We start from the raw sequence: 16189 nt of genomic DNA, 5'->3' as shown, positions 1-16189 counted from the left end.
CGGTGAAATAGGTCAAACGGCAGATTTTACCCTGATGCGGCGGACCCTCCGGCAACCGGCGCGCCGCCCTGTGCATCCGGGCGGCGCACGCGGAACCAGGCCGCGTACATCGCCGGCAGCGCCAGCAGCGTCAGCACCGTGGCCACCACCAGCCCGCCCATGATGGCCACCGCCATCGGGCCCCAGAACACGCTGCGCGACAGCGGGATCATGGCCAGCACCGCGGCGGCAGCCGTGAGGGCGATGGGCCGCATGCGCCGAACCGCCGCGCCGGTGATGGCGTCCCAGGTCGGAATGCCGGCCACGCGGTCCAGCTCGATCTGGTCCACCAGGATGACCGAGTTGCGCTGGATCATGCCCATCAGCGCCACCACGCCCAGCAGCGCCACGAAGCCGAACGGCCGGCCCAGCAGCAGCAGCGCCGCCGCCACGCCGGCGATGCCCAGCGGCCCGGTCAGGAACACCAGCACCGAGCGGCTGAAGCTGTGCAGCTGCAGCATCAGCAGCGTGAAGACGATGAACAGCATCAGCGGCACGCCGGCGACGATGGACGACGAGCCCTTGCTGCTCTCCTCCACGGCCCCCGCGACGTCGATGCGCACTGGCGGCCCGCCGGCCTCGCGCCAGCGCGCCTCCAGTTCGCGCAGCGCCGGCAGCAGCTCGGCCGTGACGGTGGCGCCCTGCAGCCCCTCGGCCACATCGCCCTGCACGGTGATGGCGTAGTCCCGCCCGTAGCGCCACAGCACGCCCGGCTCCCAGACGAAGTGCGGCCGGGCGATCTGCGACAGCGGGATGGACCTGCCTGACGCCGTGGCCACGTAGGCGCTGTCCAGCGCCGAGACGCTCTCGCGCTCGTCCTGCGCCGGGCGCAGCACGATCTCGATCAGCTTGTCGCCCTCGCGGTACTGGCCCACGGTGGTGCCGGAAAACAGCGTGCGCGTGGCCTGCGCGATGGCCTGGCTGGACACGCCCAGGGCGCGCGCCTTGGTCTGGTCCACCTCCAGGCGCAGCGCCTTGACGGATTCGTTCCAGTTGTCGTTCACCCCGCGCATGTGGGCGTTGGCGCGCAGCACCTCCTTGACCTCGTCGGCGCGCTGGCGCAGCGCCTGCGGATCGCTGCCCATGACGCGGAACTGCACTGGGTACGGCACCGGCGGGCCGTTGGGCAGCAGCTTGAGGCGCGCACGCGCCTCGGGCACCTCCTGCGCCAGCAGCGCCGGCAGGCTGCGGCGCAGCGCCTCGCGCTCGGGCAGGCCGGCGGCCAGCACGATCATCTGCGAGACGTTGCTCTGCGGGAACACCTGGTCCAGCGGCAGATAGAAGCGCGGCGTGCCCGAGCCGACCCAGGTGGCCACGCTGGCCACGCCCGGCTGCTGCATCAGCCGCGCCTCGACGCGGCGCGTCACGGCCTCGTTGGCGGCCAGCGACGTGCCCTCGGGGAACCACAGGTCGACCATGATCTCGGGCCGGCTCGAATCGGGAAAGAACTGCTGCTGCACCCGCCCCATGCCCACCAGCCCCAGCGCGAAGATCAGCAGCGTGACGGCGATGGTCAGCCAGCGGTGTTGCACGCACCAGTCCACCAGGCGCCGAAAGCGCTGGTAGAACGGAGTGTCGAACAGCTCGTGCGGGTGGCCACCCTCGGGCAGCGGCTTCACCTTGAGCAGCAGCGTGCCCAGGTAGGGCACGAAGATGACCGAGGCGAACCACGACAGCACCAGCGCGATGACGGTGACGGCGAAGATGGCGAAGGTGTATTCGCCGGTGACCGACTTGGCGATGCCGATGGGCAGAAAGCCCGCCGCCGTGATCAGCGTGCCGGTCAGCATCGGCTTGGCGGTGATGTCGTAGGCGAAGGTGGCGGCGCGCACCTTGTCGTAGCCCTCCTCCATCTTGCGCACCATCATCTCCACGGCAATGATGGCGTCGTCCACCAGCAGGCCCAGGGCGATGATGAGCGAGCCCAGCGACACCTTGTGCAGCCCGATGCCAAGATAGTGCATGGACAGGAAGGTGAGCGCCAGCACCAGCGGGATGGTGATGGCCACCACCAGCCCCGGGCGCCAGTCTACGTGCCAGCCGAAGCGCCCGCCCTTGTGCAGGCCGAGCGAGACGAAGCTCACCGCCATCACGATGGCCACCGCCTCGATCAGCACCTTGACGAACTCCTGCACCGACGCCGCGACCGAAGCCGGCTGGTCCTGCACCTGCGCCAGCTCGACGCCCGCCGGCAGGCGCGGCTGGATGTCCGCCACCGCCGCGCGCAGCGCCTTGCCCATGGCGATGATGTCGCCGCCCTTGGCCATGGAGATGCCCAGGGCCACGACCTCGTGGCCCTGAAAACGCACCTTGACTCCGGGCGGGTCGACGTAGCCGCGGCGCACCGTGGCGATGTCCTCCAGGCGCAGCTGGCTGGGCGACTGCGCGCCGCGGATCGGCATGGCGCGCAGCGCGTCCAGGTTGTCGAACTGTCCGGCTACGCGCAGCTGCACCACGTCCTGCGCGCCCTGCACGGCGCCTGCGCTCTCGACCGCGTTCTGGCTGGCCAGTTGCTGCACCACCGCATTCAGGTCCAGCCCCAGCTGCGCCAGGCGCTGCTGCGAGACCTCGACCCAGACGCGCTCGTCCTGCACGCCGAACAGCTCGACCTTGGCCACGTCCTTGACGCGCAGCAGGCGCTGGCGCACGTCGTCGGCGAAGTCCTTCAGCTCGGCCGGAGAGAAGCCGTCGCCCGACAGCGCGTAGATCACGCCGTACACGTCCCCGAACTCGTCGTTGAAGAACGGCCCCTGCACGCCGGCGGGCAGCTGCCAGCGCATGTCACCGATCTTCTTGCGCACCTGGTACCACAGCTGCGCCACCTCGGCCGGCTTGCTGGAGTCCTTGATCTCGAAGATGACCTGCGACTCGCCCGGCTTGCTGTAGCTGCGGATGCGGTCGGCGTAGGGCACCTCCTGCAGCGTGCGCTCGATGCGGTCGGTGACCTGCTCGGCCACCTGGCGCGCGTCGGCGCCCGGCCAGTAGGTGCGCACCACCATGGCGCGGAAGGTGAAGGGCGGGTCCTCGTCCTGGCCCAGCTGGAAGTACGCGGCCAGGCCCAGCAGCATCAGCACCACCATCAGGTAGCGCGTCAGCGCGGCGTGTTCCAGCGCCCAGCGCGAGAGGTTGAAGCCGGCGCGCGGCTGCGGTTGCGGGGGTTTCGTCGGCGTCATGCGGCGCTCCCGGCGGTCAGCGCGCGGCGCCGGGGGCCGGCGTCGGTGCTTCTGGATTCATAGCTGCAGGCCCTTTGTTCGTCAGGGCCTGAGGCGTTTTTGGCTGATACACGGTGACTTTCTGCCCCGGCGCCAGCACATGCACGCCGGCGGCGACCACCTGCGCCCCGTCCGCCAGACCGCCGGCCAGCAGCACCTCGTCGCCCTCCAGCCGGGCCAGCTGTACCGGCTGCGCGCGCACCGTCGAGCTGGCAGGGTCGAACACCCACACCGCGCTGCGCCCGGCGTCCTGCCAGACAGCGGCGGCCGGCACGCGCAGCGGCGCGGCGGCGGCCGGTGCCGCCTGGTCTGCCAGCCGCACCTGCACCGTCGCGCCCAGCGGCGGCGGCTCAGCGCCCTGCAGCGCCACCTTGACGGCGAAGGTGCGCGTCACCGGGTCGGCGCTGGCCGCCACCTCGCGCACCTTGCCCGCCAATGGCGGCCCGCCGGCCCAAGGCGCGACCTGCACCGGCTGGCCCACGCGCAGCCCGGCCACGCGGTCCTCGGGCACGGCGAACACCGCGTCGCGCTCGCCGTCGCGGGCGATGCGCACCACCGGCGTGCCGGCGGCCACCACCTGGCCGACCTCGGCGTCCACGCCGGTGACCACGCCCGGCGCATCGGCCAACAGCCGGGTGTAGCCGGCTTGGTTGCCCTGCGCGGCCAGTTGCGCCTGCGCCTGCGCCAGCTGCGCCTGGGCGGATTTCAGTGCCGCCTGGCGCCGGTCCAGCTCGGCGCCGCTGATGAAGTTCTGCGCGTGCAGGCGCGAAAAACGCTCGAACTCGGCCGCCGCCAGGTCGCGCTGGGTGCTGGCCGCCGCCACCTGGGCGCGCGCGGCCTGCGCCGCCAGCTCGTAGTCGCGCGCGTCCAGCTCGGCCAGCAGCTGGCCGGCGCGCACGTGCTGGCCGGCCTCCACCGGGCGCTGCACGATCTTGCCGGCCACGCGGAAGGACAGGCGCGACTCGACGCGCGCGCGCACCTCGCCGGCGTATTCGCGCGGCGCCGGCGCGGCGTGCGCGCCCACGGTCACCAGCTTGACGGCGCGCACCGGCTCGGGCGCCGCCTCCTGGCGCGAGCAGCCGGCCAGCGCCAGCGCGACGGCCAGCCCGGCGGCGGCCCGCGGCCACAAAAAAACCCCGGAACGGGCGCGGTTCCGGGGCTGCGCGGCTGCGCCCGACGGGCGCAAGACAAAGGCGGGAAAGTGCATGGCGGACGGCTGAGAATTTACTGACTGACTGGTTAGTAAATTCTCGAAGACGCCCCGCCCCGCTGTCAAGCACGACAATCGCCGCCGTGAAACCCTCCCCGCCCCGTGCCGCCGAGCAGCCCGCGCCGGTCACGCACTACGAGAACTTCCCTGTCGCTTCGATCCTGTGCCCGCCGGCGCTGCGCGCGCCGATCGCCGCGCTGTACGCCTTCGCGCGCACGGCCGACGACCTGGCCGACGAGGGCGACGCCGCGCCCGCGCAGCGCCTGGCCGACCTGCGCGCGCTGCGCGCCGGCCTGCACGCCGTGGCCGCCGGCCAGCCGCCCGAGGCGCGCTGGCAGCCGGTGCTGGCGCCGCTGGGCGCGGTGCTGCGTAGCCACCGCCTGCCGCTGCCGCTGCTGGACGACCTGCTGGACGCCTTCGCGCAGGACGTGCACATGACCGTCTCGGGCGCCACCTACCCGGACCGCGCGGCGCTGCTGGACTATTGCCGCCGCTCCGCCAACCCGGTCGGACGGCTGCTGCTGCACCTGTACGGCGTGCACGGCGCGGCGGCGCTGGCGCGCAGCGATGCCATCTGCACCGCGCTGCAGCTGGCCAACTTCTGGCAGGACCTGAGCGTGGACCTGCCGCGCGGGCGCCACTACCTGACCGACGCCGACTGCGCCGCGCACGGTGTGGCGCGCGCCGACTTGGCCGCCCTGCGGCGCACGCCGGCCAGCGACGCGCTGGTGCTGGACTGCGCCGCCTGGGCGCGCGGCCTGATGCTGCAGGGCGCGCCGCTGGTGCACGCCGTGCCGGGTCGCGCCGGCTGGGAGCTTCGCCTGGTCGTACAGGGCGGGCTGCGCATCCTGGAGCAGGTGCAGGCGCTGGGCGGCGCCAGCCTGGTGCGCCGGCCCACCGTGCGCGCGCGCGACTGGCCGCTGCTGCTGTGGCGCGCGCTGCGCATGTAGCGGCACTGTCGCGCTCCTGTATCCATAGCTGGAGGCCATGGCAGATCAATGGCTGGAGGCGCTTTTGGCATGGAAACCACGCCCGCGGGCTGCGCTGCGCCGCCATGGGACAATTCCGGCCCTCATGAACCCCCAGCAGTACGTCCAGCAGAAAGCCGCCGCCTCCGGCAGCAGTTTCTATTACGCCTTCCTGTTCCTGCCGCGCGAGCGGCGCGCGGCGATCACGGCGTTCTACGCCTTCTGCCGTGAGGTGGACGACGTGGTGGACGAGGTCACCGACCCCGGCGTGGCCGCGGCCAAGCTGGACTGGTGGAGCGGCGAGGTTGCCAAGATGTTCGCCGGCCAGCCCAGCCACCCGGTCACGCAGGCGCTGGCGCCGCACCTGGCGCCCTACGGGCTGCAGCCGCAGCACCTGCAGGCGGTGGTGGACGGCTGCCGCATGGACCTGACCCAGACGCGCTACCTGGACTTTCCCGGTCTGCAGCGCTACTGCCACTTGGTGGCGGGCGTGGTGGGCGAGGTGGCGGCGCGCATCTTCGGCCAGACCGAGGACGCGACCACCCAATACGCGCACCGGCTGGGCCTGGCGTTCCAGCTCACCAACATCATCCGCGACGTGGGCGAGGACGCGCTGCGCGGGCGCATCTACCTGCCGATCAGCGAACTGCAGCAGTTCGACGTGAAGGCCAGCGAGATCACCCAGCGCCAGTATTCCGAGCGCTTCGCCGCGCTGATGCGCTTCCAGTGCGAGCGCGCACGGCGCACCTACGACGAGGCGCTGGCGCTGCTGCCCGCCGCCGACCGGCGCGCGCAAAAGCCCGGCCTGATGATGGCCAGCATCTACCGCACGCTGCTGGACGAGATCGAAGCCGACGGCTTTCAGGTGCTGCACCAGCGCACCAGCCTCACGCCCCTGCGCAAGTTCTGGCTGGCCTGGAAGATGCAGGCCCTGGGCCGGATGTGAAGGTCGCCGTCGTCGGTGCCGGCTGGGGCGGGCTGGCGGCCGCCGTGCGCGCGGCGCAGGCCGGGCATGCGGTGACGCTGCTGGAGGCGGCGCGCACGCCCGGCGGGCGTGCGCGCACGGTGGCCGCTGCGCTGGACGACGGCACGCCGCTCGAGCTGGACAACGGCCAGCACATCCTGATCGGTGCCTATACCGAATCGCTCGGCCTGATGCGCACCGTCGGCGTGGACCCGGAGCAGGCGCTGCTGCGCCTGCCGCTGACCCTGCGTTTCCCCGACGGCGGCGGGCTGGCACTGCCCGACGCCGCGCCGCCCTGGGACGCGCTGGCCGGCATCGCCCGCGCGCGCGGCTGGAGCGTGCGCGAGCGCGCGGCGCTGCTGGCACGCGCGGCGCGCTGGCGGCGGGCAGGCTTTGGCTGCGCGCCGCAGGCCAGCGTGGCCGACCTGTGCGCCGGGCTGCCGGCGCGGCTGGTGCGCGAGTTCATCGAGCCGCTGTGCGTCTCGGCGCTGAACACGCCGGCGCACGCGGCCTGCGGCGCCACCTTCCTGCGCATCCTGCACGACAGCCTGTTCGCCGGGCACGGCGGTTCGCACCTGCTGCTGCCGCGCGTGGACCTGGGCGCGCTGCTGCCGGCACCAGCGGCCGCCTGGCTGGCCGCGCGCGGCCACAGCGTGCAGCTGGGCCGGCGCGTGCACACCCTGGCGCACGCGCTGCATGGCGGCTGGCAGGTCGATGGCGATCCGTTCGACGCCGTGCTGCTGGCCACCGGCAGCCACGAGGCCGCGCGGCTGGTGGCCGGCGCGCAGGTGCCGGCGGCCGAGCAGCCCGCGCTGCAGGCCTGGGCCGCGCAGGCCCGGGCGCTGCGCCACGGCGCCATCGCCACCGTGTACGCGCGCGTGCCCGGCGCGGCGCGCGCGCCGCTGTGGCCCGTGCCGCTGCTGGCGCTGCGCGGCGCGCCGGCGCAGTTCGTCTTCGACCGGGGGCAGCTGGGCGGGCCGGCGGGCCTGCTGGCGTTCGTGGTCAGCGCCTTCGAGGGCGAGCGCGACGCGCTGCAGGCGCAGGTGCTGGCCCAGGCGCAGGCAGAACTCGGGCTGCCGCCCCTGCAGGCGCCGTGGACGGTGGTCGAGCGGCGCGCCACCTTCCTGTGCACGCCGCAGTTGGTGCGCCCGCCGCAGGCCATCGCGCCCGGCCTGCTGGCCTGCGGCGACTACGTGGCCGGGCCGTACCCGGCGACGCTGGAGGGCGCCGCGCTGCACGGCGCGGCCGCGGCGGCGGCGCTGGGCCCGGGCTGAAAGCACCCCGCCGGGCTGGAAGCACGCGCATTCCTGCGGTTGTCCGGCAGGCCCGTTCGCCAGCTGCAACGGGGTGATTTTGCAGTGAAAGCCGGCCCAGGCCCGCGTGAACAAACGGCGTTCGGCTATGGGTTCAGGAGCGAAGCCGGCGGCCGCAAGGCCCCCTGCGGCTGGCCCAGCACGTCGGCCAGGGTCAGCACCTCCAGGCCGGTGTGGTGCCAGAAGGCCTCCAGCGCCGGCCCGCGCGCCAGCAGCAGGCGCTGCACCAGCGGCTGCATCCCGGTCTCGGCCGGGCGCGCCAACAATAGGTAGCGCGCGTCGGTCGATTCGGCGGCGCCGGCGGCGGTCTCGTTGATCTGCGCCACCCAGTCCAGCCCGGTCAGCGTCTCCAGCACCGGCTCCAGCTGCAGCGCGTCCACCTGCAGCGCCTGCGCCAGCTGCGCGGCGGTCAGCCCGTGCGCCGCCGCGTGGCGCGCGGCGTGCAACTCCTGCAGCACCTCCAGCGCCAGGGTGAACTGCCAGCCGCGCCCGCCTGGCGGGCGCGACACGCCGGCCAGCAGGCTGGGCAGGTAGGCGGCGACCACCGCGCCCAGCAGTACCACCACCCAGGCCACGTAGATCCACAGCAGCAGGATCGGCAGCGTGACGAAGGTGCCGTAGAGCACCGAGTAGGTCGGCACCAGCGACAGGTACAGCGCCAGCGCGTTCTTGGCCAGCGAGATGCCCGACGCCACGAACACCCCGCCGGCCCAGGCGTGGCGCCAGTGCACCTGGGTGTTGGGCACGTAGTGGTACAGGGCCGCCATGCCGCTGGCCAGCACGAAGAACTCGATGGCATCGAACAGCATGCGCGCCGCGCCCGGCAGCGTGGCGCCCAGCTCGCGCGAGGCGGCGGTGGCCACCGAGCCGGTCAGCGCCAGGCTGCCGGCCAGCACCAGCGGCCCTAGCGTCAGCGCCGCCCAGTAGATCAACACGCGCTGGCCCAGCGGGCGCAGCCGGCGCACGCGCCAGATGTTGTTCAGCGTGCGGTCGATGGTCTGCACCAGCGCCAGCGCCGTGATCGCCAGGAAGGAAAAGCCGGCCACCCCCAAGCTGCTGGCCTGCGAGGTGAACTGGTTGATGTAGTCCAGCACCTGGCGCGCGATGGTCATCGGGATCAGGCTGTCGATCAGCCAGCGCTCGAGCACCTGCTGCATGCGACCGAACACCGGGAACGCGGTGAACACCGCCAGCGCCACGGTGGCGAACGGCACCAGCGCGAGCAGCGTGGTGAAGGTGAGGCTGGCCGCCGTCAGGCCCAGGCGGTCCTCGCGGTAGCGCTCGCGCAGCACGTGCGCGGTGACGCGCCAGGGGAACTGCGACAGCTGCAGCAGCCAGGCTTCCAGGCGCTGCGTGGCCGGCTGTAGGGACAAGGACATGGCCCGTATGATGCCAGCCCCATGTCCGCGTCCGCTCCTGTTTCCGCCTCCCTTCCTGGCCCCATCGGCATTGACATCGCCGCCACCCGCTGGCTGGCCGTGGGCAGCCTGTTGGCGCTGGCGCTGCTGTGCGTGGCCTGGGAGCTGTGGTGGGCGCCGCTGCGCCCGGGCGGCACCTGGCTGGCGGCCAAGGGGCTGCCGCTGCTGCTGCCGCTGGCCGGGCTGCTCAAGCGCCGCATGTACACCTACCGCTGGGTCAGCCTGCTGGTCTGGCTGTATTTCACCGAAGGCGTGGTGCGCGCCTGGAGCGACGCCGCCCCCGGGCGCTGGCTGGCACTGGCCGAGGTGGCGCTGTGCGTGCTGCTGTTCGTGGCCTGCGCGCTGCACGTGCGCCTGCGCCAGCGCGCGGCGCGGGCGGCCGCCGCCCCGCACGTACCTGCCTGAAGGCGCTGCCGGCCCCCTGCACCGCGCCGCGTTCCGTACCGCCCTGCTTTCGTCTCGAGGATTTCCGCCGCCATGACCGCTGCCCCCGCCCTGCTCGACGCCCTGCGCCAGACCGTCGGCGCCGCCCACGTGCTGACCGAAGGCGACCTCACGGCCTGGGAGCAGGACTGGCGCCGGCGCGAGCACGGCCGGGCCCTGGCCGTGGTGCGCCCGGCCAGTACCGCCGAGGTGGCCGCCGTGGTGCGCGCCTGCGCCGCCAGCGGCACGCCCATCGTGCCCCAGGGCGGCAACACCGGCCTGTCGGTGGGCAGCACCCCGGACGCCAGCGGCACGGCCATCGTGCTCAGCCTGGCGCGCCTGAACCGCGTGCGCGGCATCGACGTCGGCAACCTGACCATGACGGTAGAGGCCGGCTGCATCCTGCAGACCCTGCAGCAGACCGCCGCCGAGGCGGGTTTCCTGTTCCCGCTGTCGCTGGCGGCCGAGGGCAGCTGCACCATCGGCGGCAACCTGGCGACCAACGCCGGCGGCACGCAGGTCGTGCGCTACGGCAACACGCGCGAGCTGTGCCTGGGGCTGGAGGTGGTCACCGCGCAGGGCGAGGTCTGGGACGGGCTGTCCGGCCTGAGAAAAGACAACACCGGCTACGACTTGCGCAACCTGCTGATCGGCAGCGAAGGCACGCTGGGCATCATCACCGCCGCCACGCTGAAGCTGTTTCCGCAGCCGGTCGCCAAGCTCACCGCCTGGGCCGCCGTGCCGTCGATGGAAGCCGCCGTGCAGCTGCTCGGTCTCGCGCACCGCCACCTGGGCGCGGGGCTGACGGGCTTCGAGGTCATGGGCCGGTTCGCGCTGTCGCTGGTCGTGCGCCACATGCCACAGCTGCGCGTGCCCTTTGCCGACCTGGAGGGCGCGCCCTGGTGCGTACTGCTGGAAAACAGCGACAGCGAGTCCGAGCAGCATGCGCGCGAGCGCTTCGAGCACCTGATGGAGCTGGCTTTCGAGGACGGCTGCGTGCTGGACGCGGTGGTGGCCGAGAGCATCGCCCAGGCGCGCGAGCTGTGGCACGTGCGCGAGAGCATTCCGCTGGCGCAGGCCGAGGAAGGGCTGAACATCAAGCACGACATCTCGGTGGCCGCGTCGCGCTTTCCGGCGTTCGTGGCACACACCGATGCGCTGCTGGCACGCGAGGTGCCGGGCGCGCGCCTGGTCACCTTCGGCCACCTGGGCGACGGCAACCTGCACTACAACGTGCAGGCGCCCGAGGGCGGCGATGCGGCGGCGTTCCTGCGCGAGCAGGAGCCGCGCGTGAACGAATTGGTATACGACGCCGTGGCGCAGTTCGGCGGCTCGTTCTCGGCCGAGCACGGCGTGGGCCGGTTGAAGGCGCACACCCTGGCGCACTACAAGTCGCCGGTGGCGCTGTCCATGATGCGCGCCGTGAAGCAGGCGCTGGACCCGCAGGGCATCCTGAACCCAGGCTGCGTGCTACTGAAATAAGAGCTGTCAGCCCTTTATCCATATGGGCCACGGCCGTTTCTGACTCATATCCATGACTTCCAGCCTCGTCTCCACCCAGTACGAAGACTTCCTGCGCCACGTGCTCACGCACGGGGTTGCCAAAGGCGACCGCACCGGCACCGGCACAGCCAGCGTCTTCGGGCACCAGATGCGCTTCGACCTGCGCGCCGGCTTTCCGCTCATCACCACCAAGCGCGTGCATTTCAAAAGCGTGGCGCTGGAGCTGCTGTGGTTCCTGCGCGGGAGCAGCAACGTGCGCTGGCTGCAGGAGCGCGGCGTGAGCATCTGGAACGAATGGGCGCGCGAGGACGGCGACCTGGGCCCGGTCTACGGCGTGCAGTGGCGCAGCTGGCCCACGCCCGGCGGCGGGCACATCGACCAGATCCAGCAGGTCATCGACACGCTGCGCAGCAACCCCGATTCGCGCCGCATCCTGGTCAGCGCCTGGAACGTCGCCGAACTCGACCAGATGGCCCTGATGCCCTGCCACGCGCTGTTCCAGTTCTACGTGGCCGAAGGGCGACTGTCGTGCCAGCTGTACCAGCGCAGCGCCGACCTGTTCCTGGGCGTGCCTTTCAACATCGCCAGCTACGCCCTGCTGACGCACATGGTGGCGCAGCAGTGTGACCTGGAGGTTGGGGACTTCGTCTGGACCGGCGGCGACTGCCACATCTATTCCAACCACCTGGAACAGGTGCGCACGCAGCTGGCGCGCACGCCCTACCCGTTCCCTGAGCTGCGCATCCGCCGCCGCCCGGCGTCGATCTTCGACTACGACTTCGAGGATTTCGAGATCGTCGGCTACGAGCACCATCCGGCCATCAGCGCGCCGGTGGCGGTGTGAGCATGGAAGTCGCTCTGATCTACGCCCGCGCGGCCAACGGCATCATCGGCCGGGACGGCACCATGCCCTGGCACCTGCCCGAGGACCTGGCGCACTTCAAGGCGCTGACCCTGGGCCAGCCGGTCATCATGGGGCGCAAGACCTGGGACTCGCTGCCCGCGCGCTTTCGCCCGCTGCCGGGGCGGGCCAACATCGTCGTCACGCGCCAGCCGGATTGGCAGGCTGCAGGAGCGCAGCGCGCTGGCAGCCTGGACGAGGCATTTGCGCTGGCCGCGCGCACCGGCGCGGCCACCGTGTGGGTGATGGGCGGCGCGCAGATCTATGCCCAGGCCCTGCCCCGCGCCACGCGGGTAGAAGTGACCGAGATCGCGCGCGACTTTGACGGCGACGCGCACGCGCCGCAGCTGGGCCCGGAATGGCACGAGGTGGCGCGCAGCGCGCAGGTGGGCGCGCAGGGCCTGCCGTTCGACTTCGTGCGCTACGCGCGGCGCGGCTGACGGGGCGCCGGCCCGGCGGCGCGCGTACGCGCCGGGCGCATGTTTGCTATGCTTTCAATAGCTGAAGGCCGTTATAAATAAAGGGCCAGGGGCCAAACGGGCTTAACATGGCCGACGTTGGTTGGTATGCGCACCCTCACCCCGGCCCTCTCCTGGAGGGAGAGGGTGACAAGACGGGACAGACGACCCAGGGACAGAAGCGGGCTTACAGCCCGGTGCCCAGGATGGCGTTATCGGCGCGCAGCTCGCTGCCGCTCATGACGCTAGAGGCGTCCGACGCCAGGAACAGCACCAGCTGCGCGATCTGTTCGGGCAGGTAGGCGCGGCCTTTGGGGTTGCGCTGTGGGTGGTGCAGCACCATCTCGCGCGTCACGCCGGCGGGCAGCGTGGCCTGCATCATCGGCGTGTAGATGCCGTCCGGGTGCACCGAGTTGACACGCACCGGGTAGCCCTTGTTGCGGCACAGCAGCGCCGCCGAGCGCGTCAGCGCCGCCACCGCCGCCTTGCTGGCGCTGTAGCCGGCGTACTGCTCGATGGGCAGCCATGAGGCCACCGAGGCGATGTTGACGATCGAGCCGCCGCCCGCCTTCATCGCCCGGATGCCGTGCTGGCAGCCCAGGAAGACCGATTCGGTGTTGACCTGCAGCAGGCGCTGGAAGTCCTGCAGCGTGCCAGTTTCCAGGTCGCCCAGCAGCAGGATGCCGGCGTTGTTCACCAGCACCTGCGGCGCGCCCCAGTGGCCCTGCACCGTGTCCATGACCTGCGTCCATCCGGCGTCGCTCGTCACGTCGTGGCGCACGAACAGCGCGCGCTCGCCCAACTCGGCCACGGCTTGGCGGCCAGCGTCCTCGTTCACATCGGTCAGCGCCACGCGCGCGCCCGCAGCCAGCAGTGCCTGCGCCACCGCCAGGCCCACGCCGCTGGCCGCGCCGGTGACGATGGCCACCTTGTCCTGCACACATTCCCCCATGTCGTGTCTCCCCGTGTTGTCTTTGCTTGTGAATCGGATAAGAAAAAAGCCGGGCCGGCGCCCCGGTCCCGGCCCGTGCGGCGCGGCGGCTAGGCCGGCTGCTGCGCGGCGCGCAGCCGCGCTTCGGCCAGGCCCTGCAGCTCGCGCTTCTGGATCTTGTTGGAGGCGTTCACCGGCAGCGTGTCGAATTGCAGCACGTGGCGCGGCACCTTGTAGTTGGCCATCTTGCCGCGGCACCAGGCGATGAAGGCCGGCGCGTCCAGCTGCGCGCCGTGGCGCAGCACCACGCAGGCGCAGCCGATCTCGCCCATGCGATCGTCGGGCACGCCCAGCACCGCCACCTGGGCCACGTCGGGGTGGTCGGCCAGCATGCGCTCGATCTCGGCCGGGTAGCAGTTGAAGCCGCCAACGATGAACATATCCTTCAGCCGGTCGGTGATACGCAGGTAGCCGCGCTCGTCGAGTACGCCCACGTCGCCGGTATGCAACCAGCCCTCGGCGTCGATGGCCTCGCGCGTGGCCTGCTCGTCCTCGAAGTAGCCCTGCATGATGTGGTAGCCGCGCAGCAGCACCTCGCCGGCCTCGCCGGGTGCCACCGGGTGGCCTTCGGCGTCCACGCAGCGCACCTCGGTGCCGGGCAGCGCCTTGCCGCAGGTGCGCGCCACGGTCTCGGCGTCGTCGGTGGCGTCGCACAGCGTGGCGCAGCCGCCGCACTCCGTCAGGCCGTAGGCAGTGGTGACCTTGGCGATGCCGAGTTCCTCGCGCATGCGCCGGATCAGGATCGGCGGCACCGAGGCCGCACCGGTGACTGCGGCCTGCAGCGACGACAAGTCGAAATCGGCCAGGTTCGGGTGTGCCAGCATGGTCAGGAACAGCGTTGGTGGCCCCGGCAGGAAGCTGATGCGCTCGTCCTGGATGCGCCGCAGGATGGCCTCGGCGTCGAACACCTGCTCGGGGTGGATGGTCGCGCCGCGCAGCAGCGCCGCCACCCAGCCGGCCTTGTAGCCGAAGGTGTGGAAGAACGGGTTGACGATCAGGTAGCGACTGCCTTCTTCCAGCCCCACCACTTCGGACCAGGCCTTGAATGCCAGCAGCGTCGGCTGGTGCGCGGCCATCACGCCTTTGGGCCGGCCGGTGGTGCCGGAGGTGAACATCAGGTCCGCCGTGTCCTGCGGGCGCACCGCCGCCTCGCGCTGCAGCTGCGCTGCCTCGGGCGTGGCCTCGGCGCGCGCCAGGAAGCCCTGCCAGTCCAGGTCGGCGCTGGCGCGCAGTTCGTCGCCCAGCACCACCACCTGCTCCAGCGTGTCCGGGCGCAGGCCCTGCAGCAGGTCCGGGTAGTACTGCTTCAGGAAGCCGCCCACGCTGACCAGCACCCGCGCGCGGCTGCGCAGCAGGATGTCGGCCGCCTCCTCGCCCTTCATGCGGGTGTTCAGCGGCACCAGCACGGCGCCTGCGGCATGCACTCCGCAGGCGGCGATGATCCATTCGCTGCAGTTGGGCGCCCACAGCGCCACCCGGTCGCCGGGCTGCACGCCCAGCGCCATGAAGGCGCGCGCGGCGCGGCGCGCCAGCGCGTGCAGCCGGGTGTAGCTGATGGTGTGGCCGTCCTCGACGATGGCAGGACGCTCGCCCCAGCGCCGGGCGGCGTCGGCCAGCATGGCGGGCAGCGTGGCGGGCAGGTCTGCGCCGGGGGCAGCAGTCTGGGAAACGGGCTCAAGAAGGACTTCGGACATGGCGGGGCTCACTCGGGGAATTTCACGCGCACGGTGTCGGTGGTCGGCACGGACTGGCAGGCGAGCGTCCAGCGCTTGGCCAGGTCCTTGGCGTCCAGCACCTCGTTGTGGCGCATGTGCACGCTGCCTTCCTGCACCTGACACATGCACGAGGCGCACATGCCGGCCTGACAGGAAAACGGCACGTTGATGCCGGCGCGCAGGCCGGCCTCCAGCAGCGTCTCGTTGCCGCCGCAGGTGAATTCGTATTCCTCGCCGTCCAGGCGCAGCTGCACGCGCGCCTCGTCCACGGCGGCCGGCGTGCTGGCGGCCTCGGCCGCGACTTGCTGCTGGATCTGCTGCAGGGCCTCCTCATCGGGCAGTGAGACGAAGCGTTCGACGTGGATGGCGTCCGGCGCCATACCCGCTTGCTCCAGCGCGGCCTGCGCGGTGTCCATGAAGATGCCGGGGCCGCAGATGAAGGCCTGGGCGCTGTCCGTCGCCCAGAGACGCGCCCAGGCAGCCAGCTGCTCCTGCGAAGGCACGCCCTGGACCGAATCCAGCCAGTGCACCACCTGCAGGCGCTCGGGGTGGCGGCGCGCCAGCTCCTTCAGGGCGCCAGCGAAGATCACCGAACGCTCGTCGCGGTTGGCATAGAACAGCACGATGCGCCCGCCGGACTGCGCCAGCGCCGTGCGCAGGATGGAGAACACCGGCGTGATGCCGCTGCCACCGGCCATGAGCAGCAGGTTCTGCGTCAGATCGCGCGGTGAAAACAGGCCCGAGGGTGGCAGCAGCTCGATGGTGTCGCCCGCACGCACGCGGTCGCAGACGTAGTTAGAGCCGCGCCCCTGTGCCACGCGCTTGACAGTGACGCGCAGGCGCCCGTCCAGCCCGGGCGCGCTGGACATCGAATAGCAGCGCGGCACGTGCCGGCCATCGATGGGCAGGCGCAGCGTCAGGAACTGGCCTGGCCGGTAGGCGAACTGGCCGACCAGTTGCGCCGGCACATCGAAGACGATGGATTTGGAGTCGTGCGTCTCCTCGATCACTTCATGGACCCGCAGCGGGTGGTAGCGTGCCGCGGCAGCGTCGGCGTGGGTGGCGGTCATGGTG

13 protein-coding genes are annotated in these 16189 nt (G+C 71.9%); 7 read left to right on the top strand and 6 right to left on the bottom strand.

Translation table 11 applies throughout. From position 1 onward, the window contains the following. Positions 1-26: 26 nt before the first annotated feature. Together BLQ61_RS00425 and BLQ61_RS00420 are read right to left on the bottom strand one after the other, a co-directional pair. Positions 27-3212: an efflux RND transporter permease subunit gene (locus tag BLQ61_RS00425; protein WP_091565322.1), complete on the bottom strand. Its 3186-nt coding sequence runs from the start codon at positions 3210-3212 to the stop codon at positions 27-29. Between the two features lie 16 nt (positions 3213-3228). Beyond that, positions 3229-4380 carry an efflux RND transporter periplasmic adaptor subunit gene (locus BLQ61_RS00420; protein WP_245703748.1) on the bottom strand — a complete coding sequence of 384 codons (1152 nt, stop codon included), beginning with the start codon at positions 4378-4380 and terminating at the stop codon, positions 3229-3231. A gap of 164 nt (positions 4381-4544) precedes the next feature. On the opposite strand from BLQ61_RS00420, the gene hpnC reads away from it, so the two are divergent. The 3 genes from hpnC (at position 4545) to hpnE (ending at position 7667) form a co-directional block, all read left to right on the top strand. Next, a complete protein-coding gene (gene hpnC, locus BLQ61_RS00415; RefSeq protein ID WP_091565316.1) occupies positions 4545-5411 on the top strand; it encodes a squalene synthase HpnC in 867 nt (288 codons plus the stop codon). 124 nt (positions 5412-5535) lie between these two features. Continuing rightward, complete coding sequence (hpnD, locus tag BLQ61_RS00410) at positions 5536-6375, top strand: presqualene diphosphate synthase HpnD (protein ID WP_091565314.1); 840 nt, start codon at positions 5536-5538, stop codon at positions 6373-6375. Next, the gene (hpnE, locus tag BLQ61_RS00405) at positions 6372-7667 is read left to right on the top strand and encodes a hydroxysqualene dehydroxylase HpnE (RefSeq protein ID WP_091565312.1); all 1296 of its coding nucleotides are present in this window, start codon (positions 6372-6374) and stop codon (positions 7665-7667) included. Before hpnD ends, hpnE begins: the two co-directional genes overlap by 4 nt. Positions 7668-7792: 125 nt before the next feature. On the opposite strand, the gene BLQ61_RS00400 is transcribed toward hpnE, so the two are convergent. After that, complete coding sequence (locus tag BLQ61_RS00400; RefSeq protein WP_091565310.1) at positions 7793-9085, bottom strand: YihY family inner membrane protein; 1293 nt, start codon at positions 9083-9085, stop codon at positions 7793-7795. Between the two features lie 21 nt (positions 9086-9106). Here BLQ61_RS00400 and BLQ61_RS00395 point away from each other — a divergent pair, with 21 nt between their 5' ends. The 4 genes from BLQ61_RS00395 (at position 9107) to BLQ61_RS00380 (ending at position 12391) form a co-directional block, all read left to right on the top strand. Continuing rightward, a complete protein-coding gene (locus BLQ61_RS00395; RefSeq protein WP_091565307.1) occupies positions 9107-9529 on the top strand; it encodes a DUF2069 domain-containing protein in 423 nt (140 codons plus the stop codon). Between the two features lie 72 nt (positions 9530-9601). Continuing rightward, positions 9602-11029 carry an FAD-binding oxidoreductase gene (locus BLQ61_RS00390; protein WP_091565304.1) on the top strand — a complete coding sequence of 476 codons (1428 nt, stop codon included), beginning with the start codon at positions 9602-9604 and terminating at the stop codon, positions 11027-11029. A 52-nt stretch (positions 11030-11081) separates the two neighbouring features. Then, on the top strand, positions 11082-11894 hold the full coding sequence (locus tag BLQ61_RS00385) for a thymidylate synthase (protein WP_091565302.1): 813 nt from the start codon (positions 11082-11084) through the stop codon (positions 11892-11894). Positions 11895-11896: 2 nt separating this feature from the next. Next, positions 11897-12391 (top strand): dihydrofolate reductase, encoded by a 495-nt coding sequence (locus tag BLQ61_RS00380; RefSeq protein WP_091565299.1) that lies wholly within the window; start codon positions 11897-11899, stop codon positions 12389-12391. Positions 12392-12596: 205 nt separating this feature from the next. Here the strand turns inward: BLQ61_RS00380 and BLQ61_RS00375 are convergent, their stop codons facing one another. The 3 genes from BLQ61_RS00375 to BLQ61_RS00365 all read right to left on the bottom strand — a co-directional run bounded on the left by BLQ61_RS00375 (position 12597) and on the right by BLQ61_RS00365 (position 16185). Next, the gene (locus BLQ61_RS00375; RefSeq protein WP_091565287.1) at positions 12597-13361 is read right to left on the bottom strand and encodes an SDR family oxidoreductase; all 765 of its coding nucleotides are present in this window, start codon (positions 13359-13361) and stop codon (positions 12597-12599) included. A gap of 89 nt (positions 13362-13450) precedes the next feature. Beyond that, positions 13451-15094, bottom strand: a complete 1644-nt coding sequence (locus tag BLQ61_RS00370) for a FadD3 family acyl-CoA ligase (RefSeq protein ID WP_217629363.1) — start codon at positions 15092-15094, stop codon at positions 13451-13453. Positions 15095-15102: 8 nt separating this feature from the next. Next, positions 15103-16185 (bottom strand): ferredoxin--NADP reductase, encoded by a 1083-nt coding sequence (locus BLQ61_RS00365; protein WP_091565282.1) that lies wholly within the window; start codon positions 16183-16185, stop codon positions 15103-15105. Positions 16186-16189: the final 4 nt, after the last annotated feature.

Origin of the sequence: Oryzisolibacter propanilivorax (assembly GCF_900103645.1) — a bacterium.
Classification (GTDB): domain Bacteria; phylum Pseudomonadota; class Gammaproteobacteria; order Burkholderiales; family Burkholderiaceae_C; genus Melaminivora; species Melaminivora propanilivorax.
The sequence above is the reverse complement of the archived record's forward strand: the minus strand, read 5'-3'. Positions and strand labels throughout refer to the sequence as shown.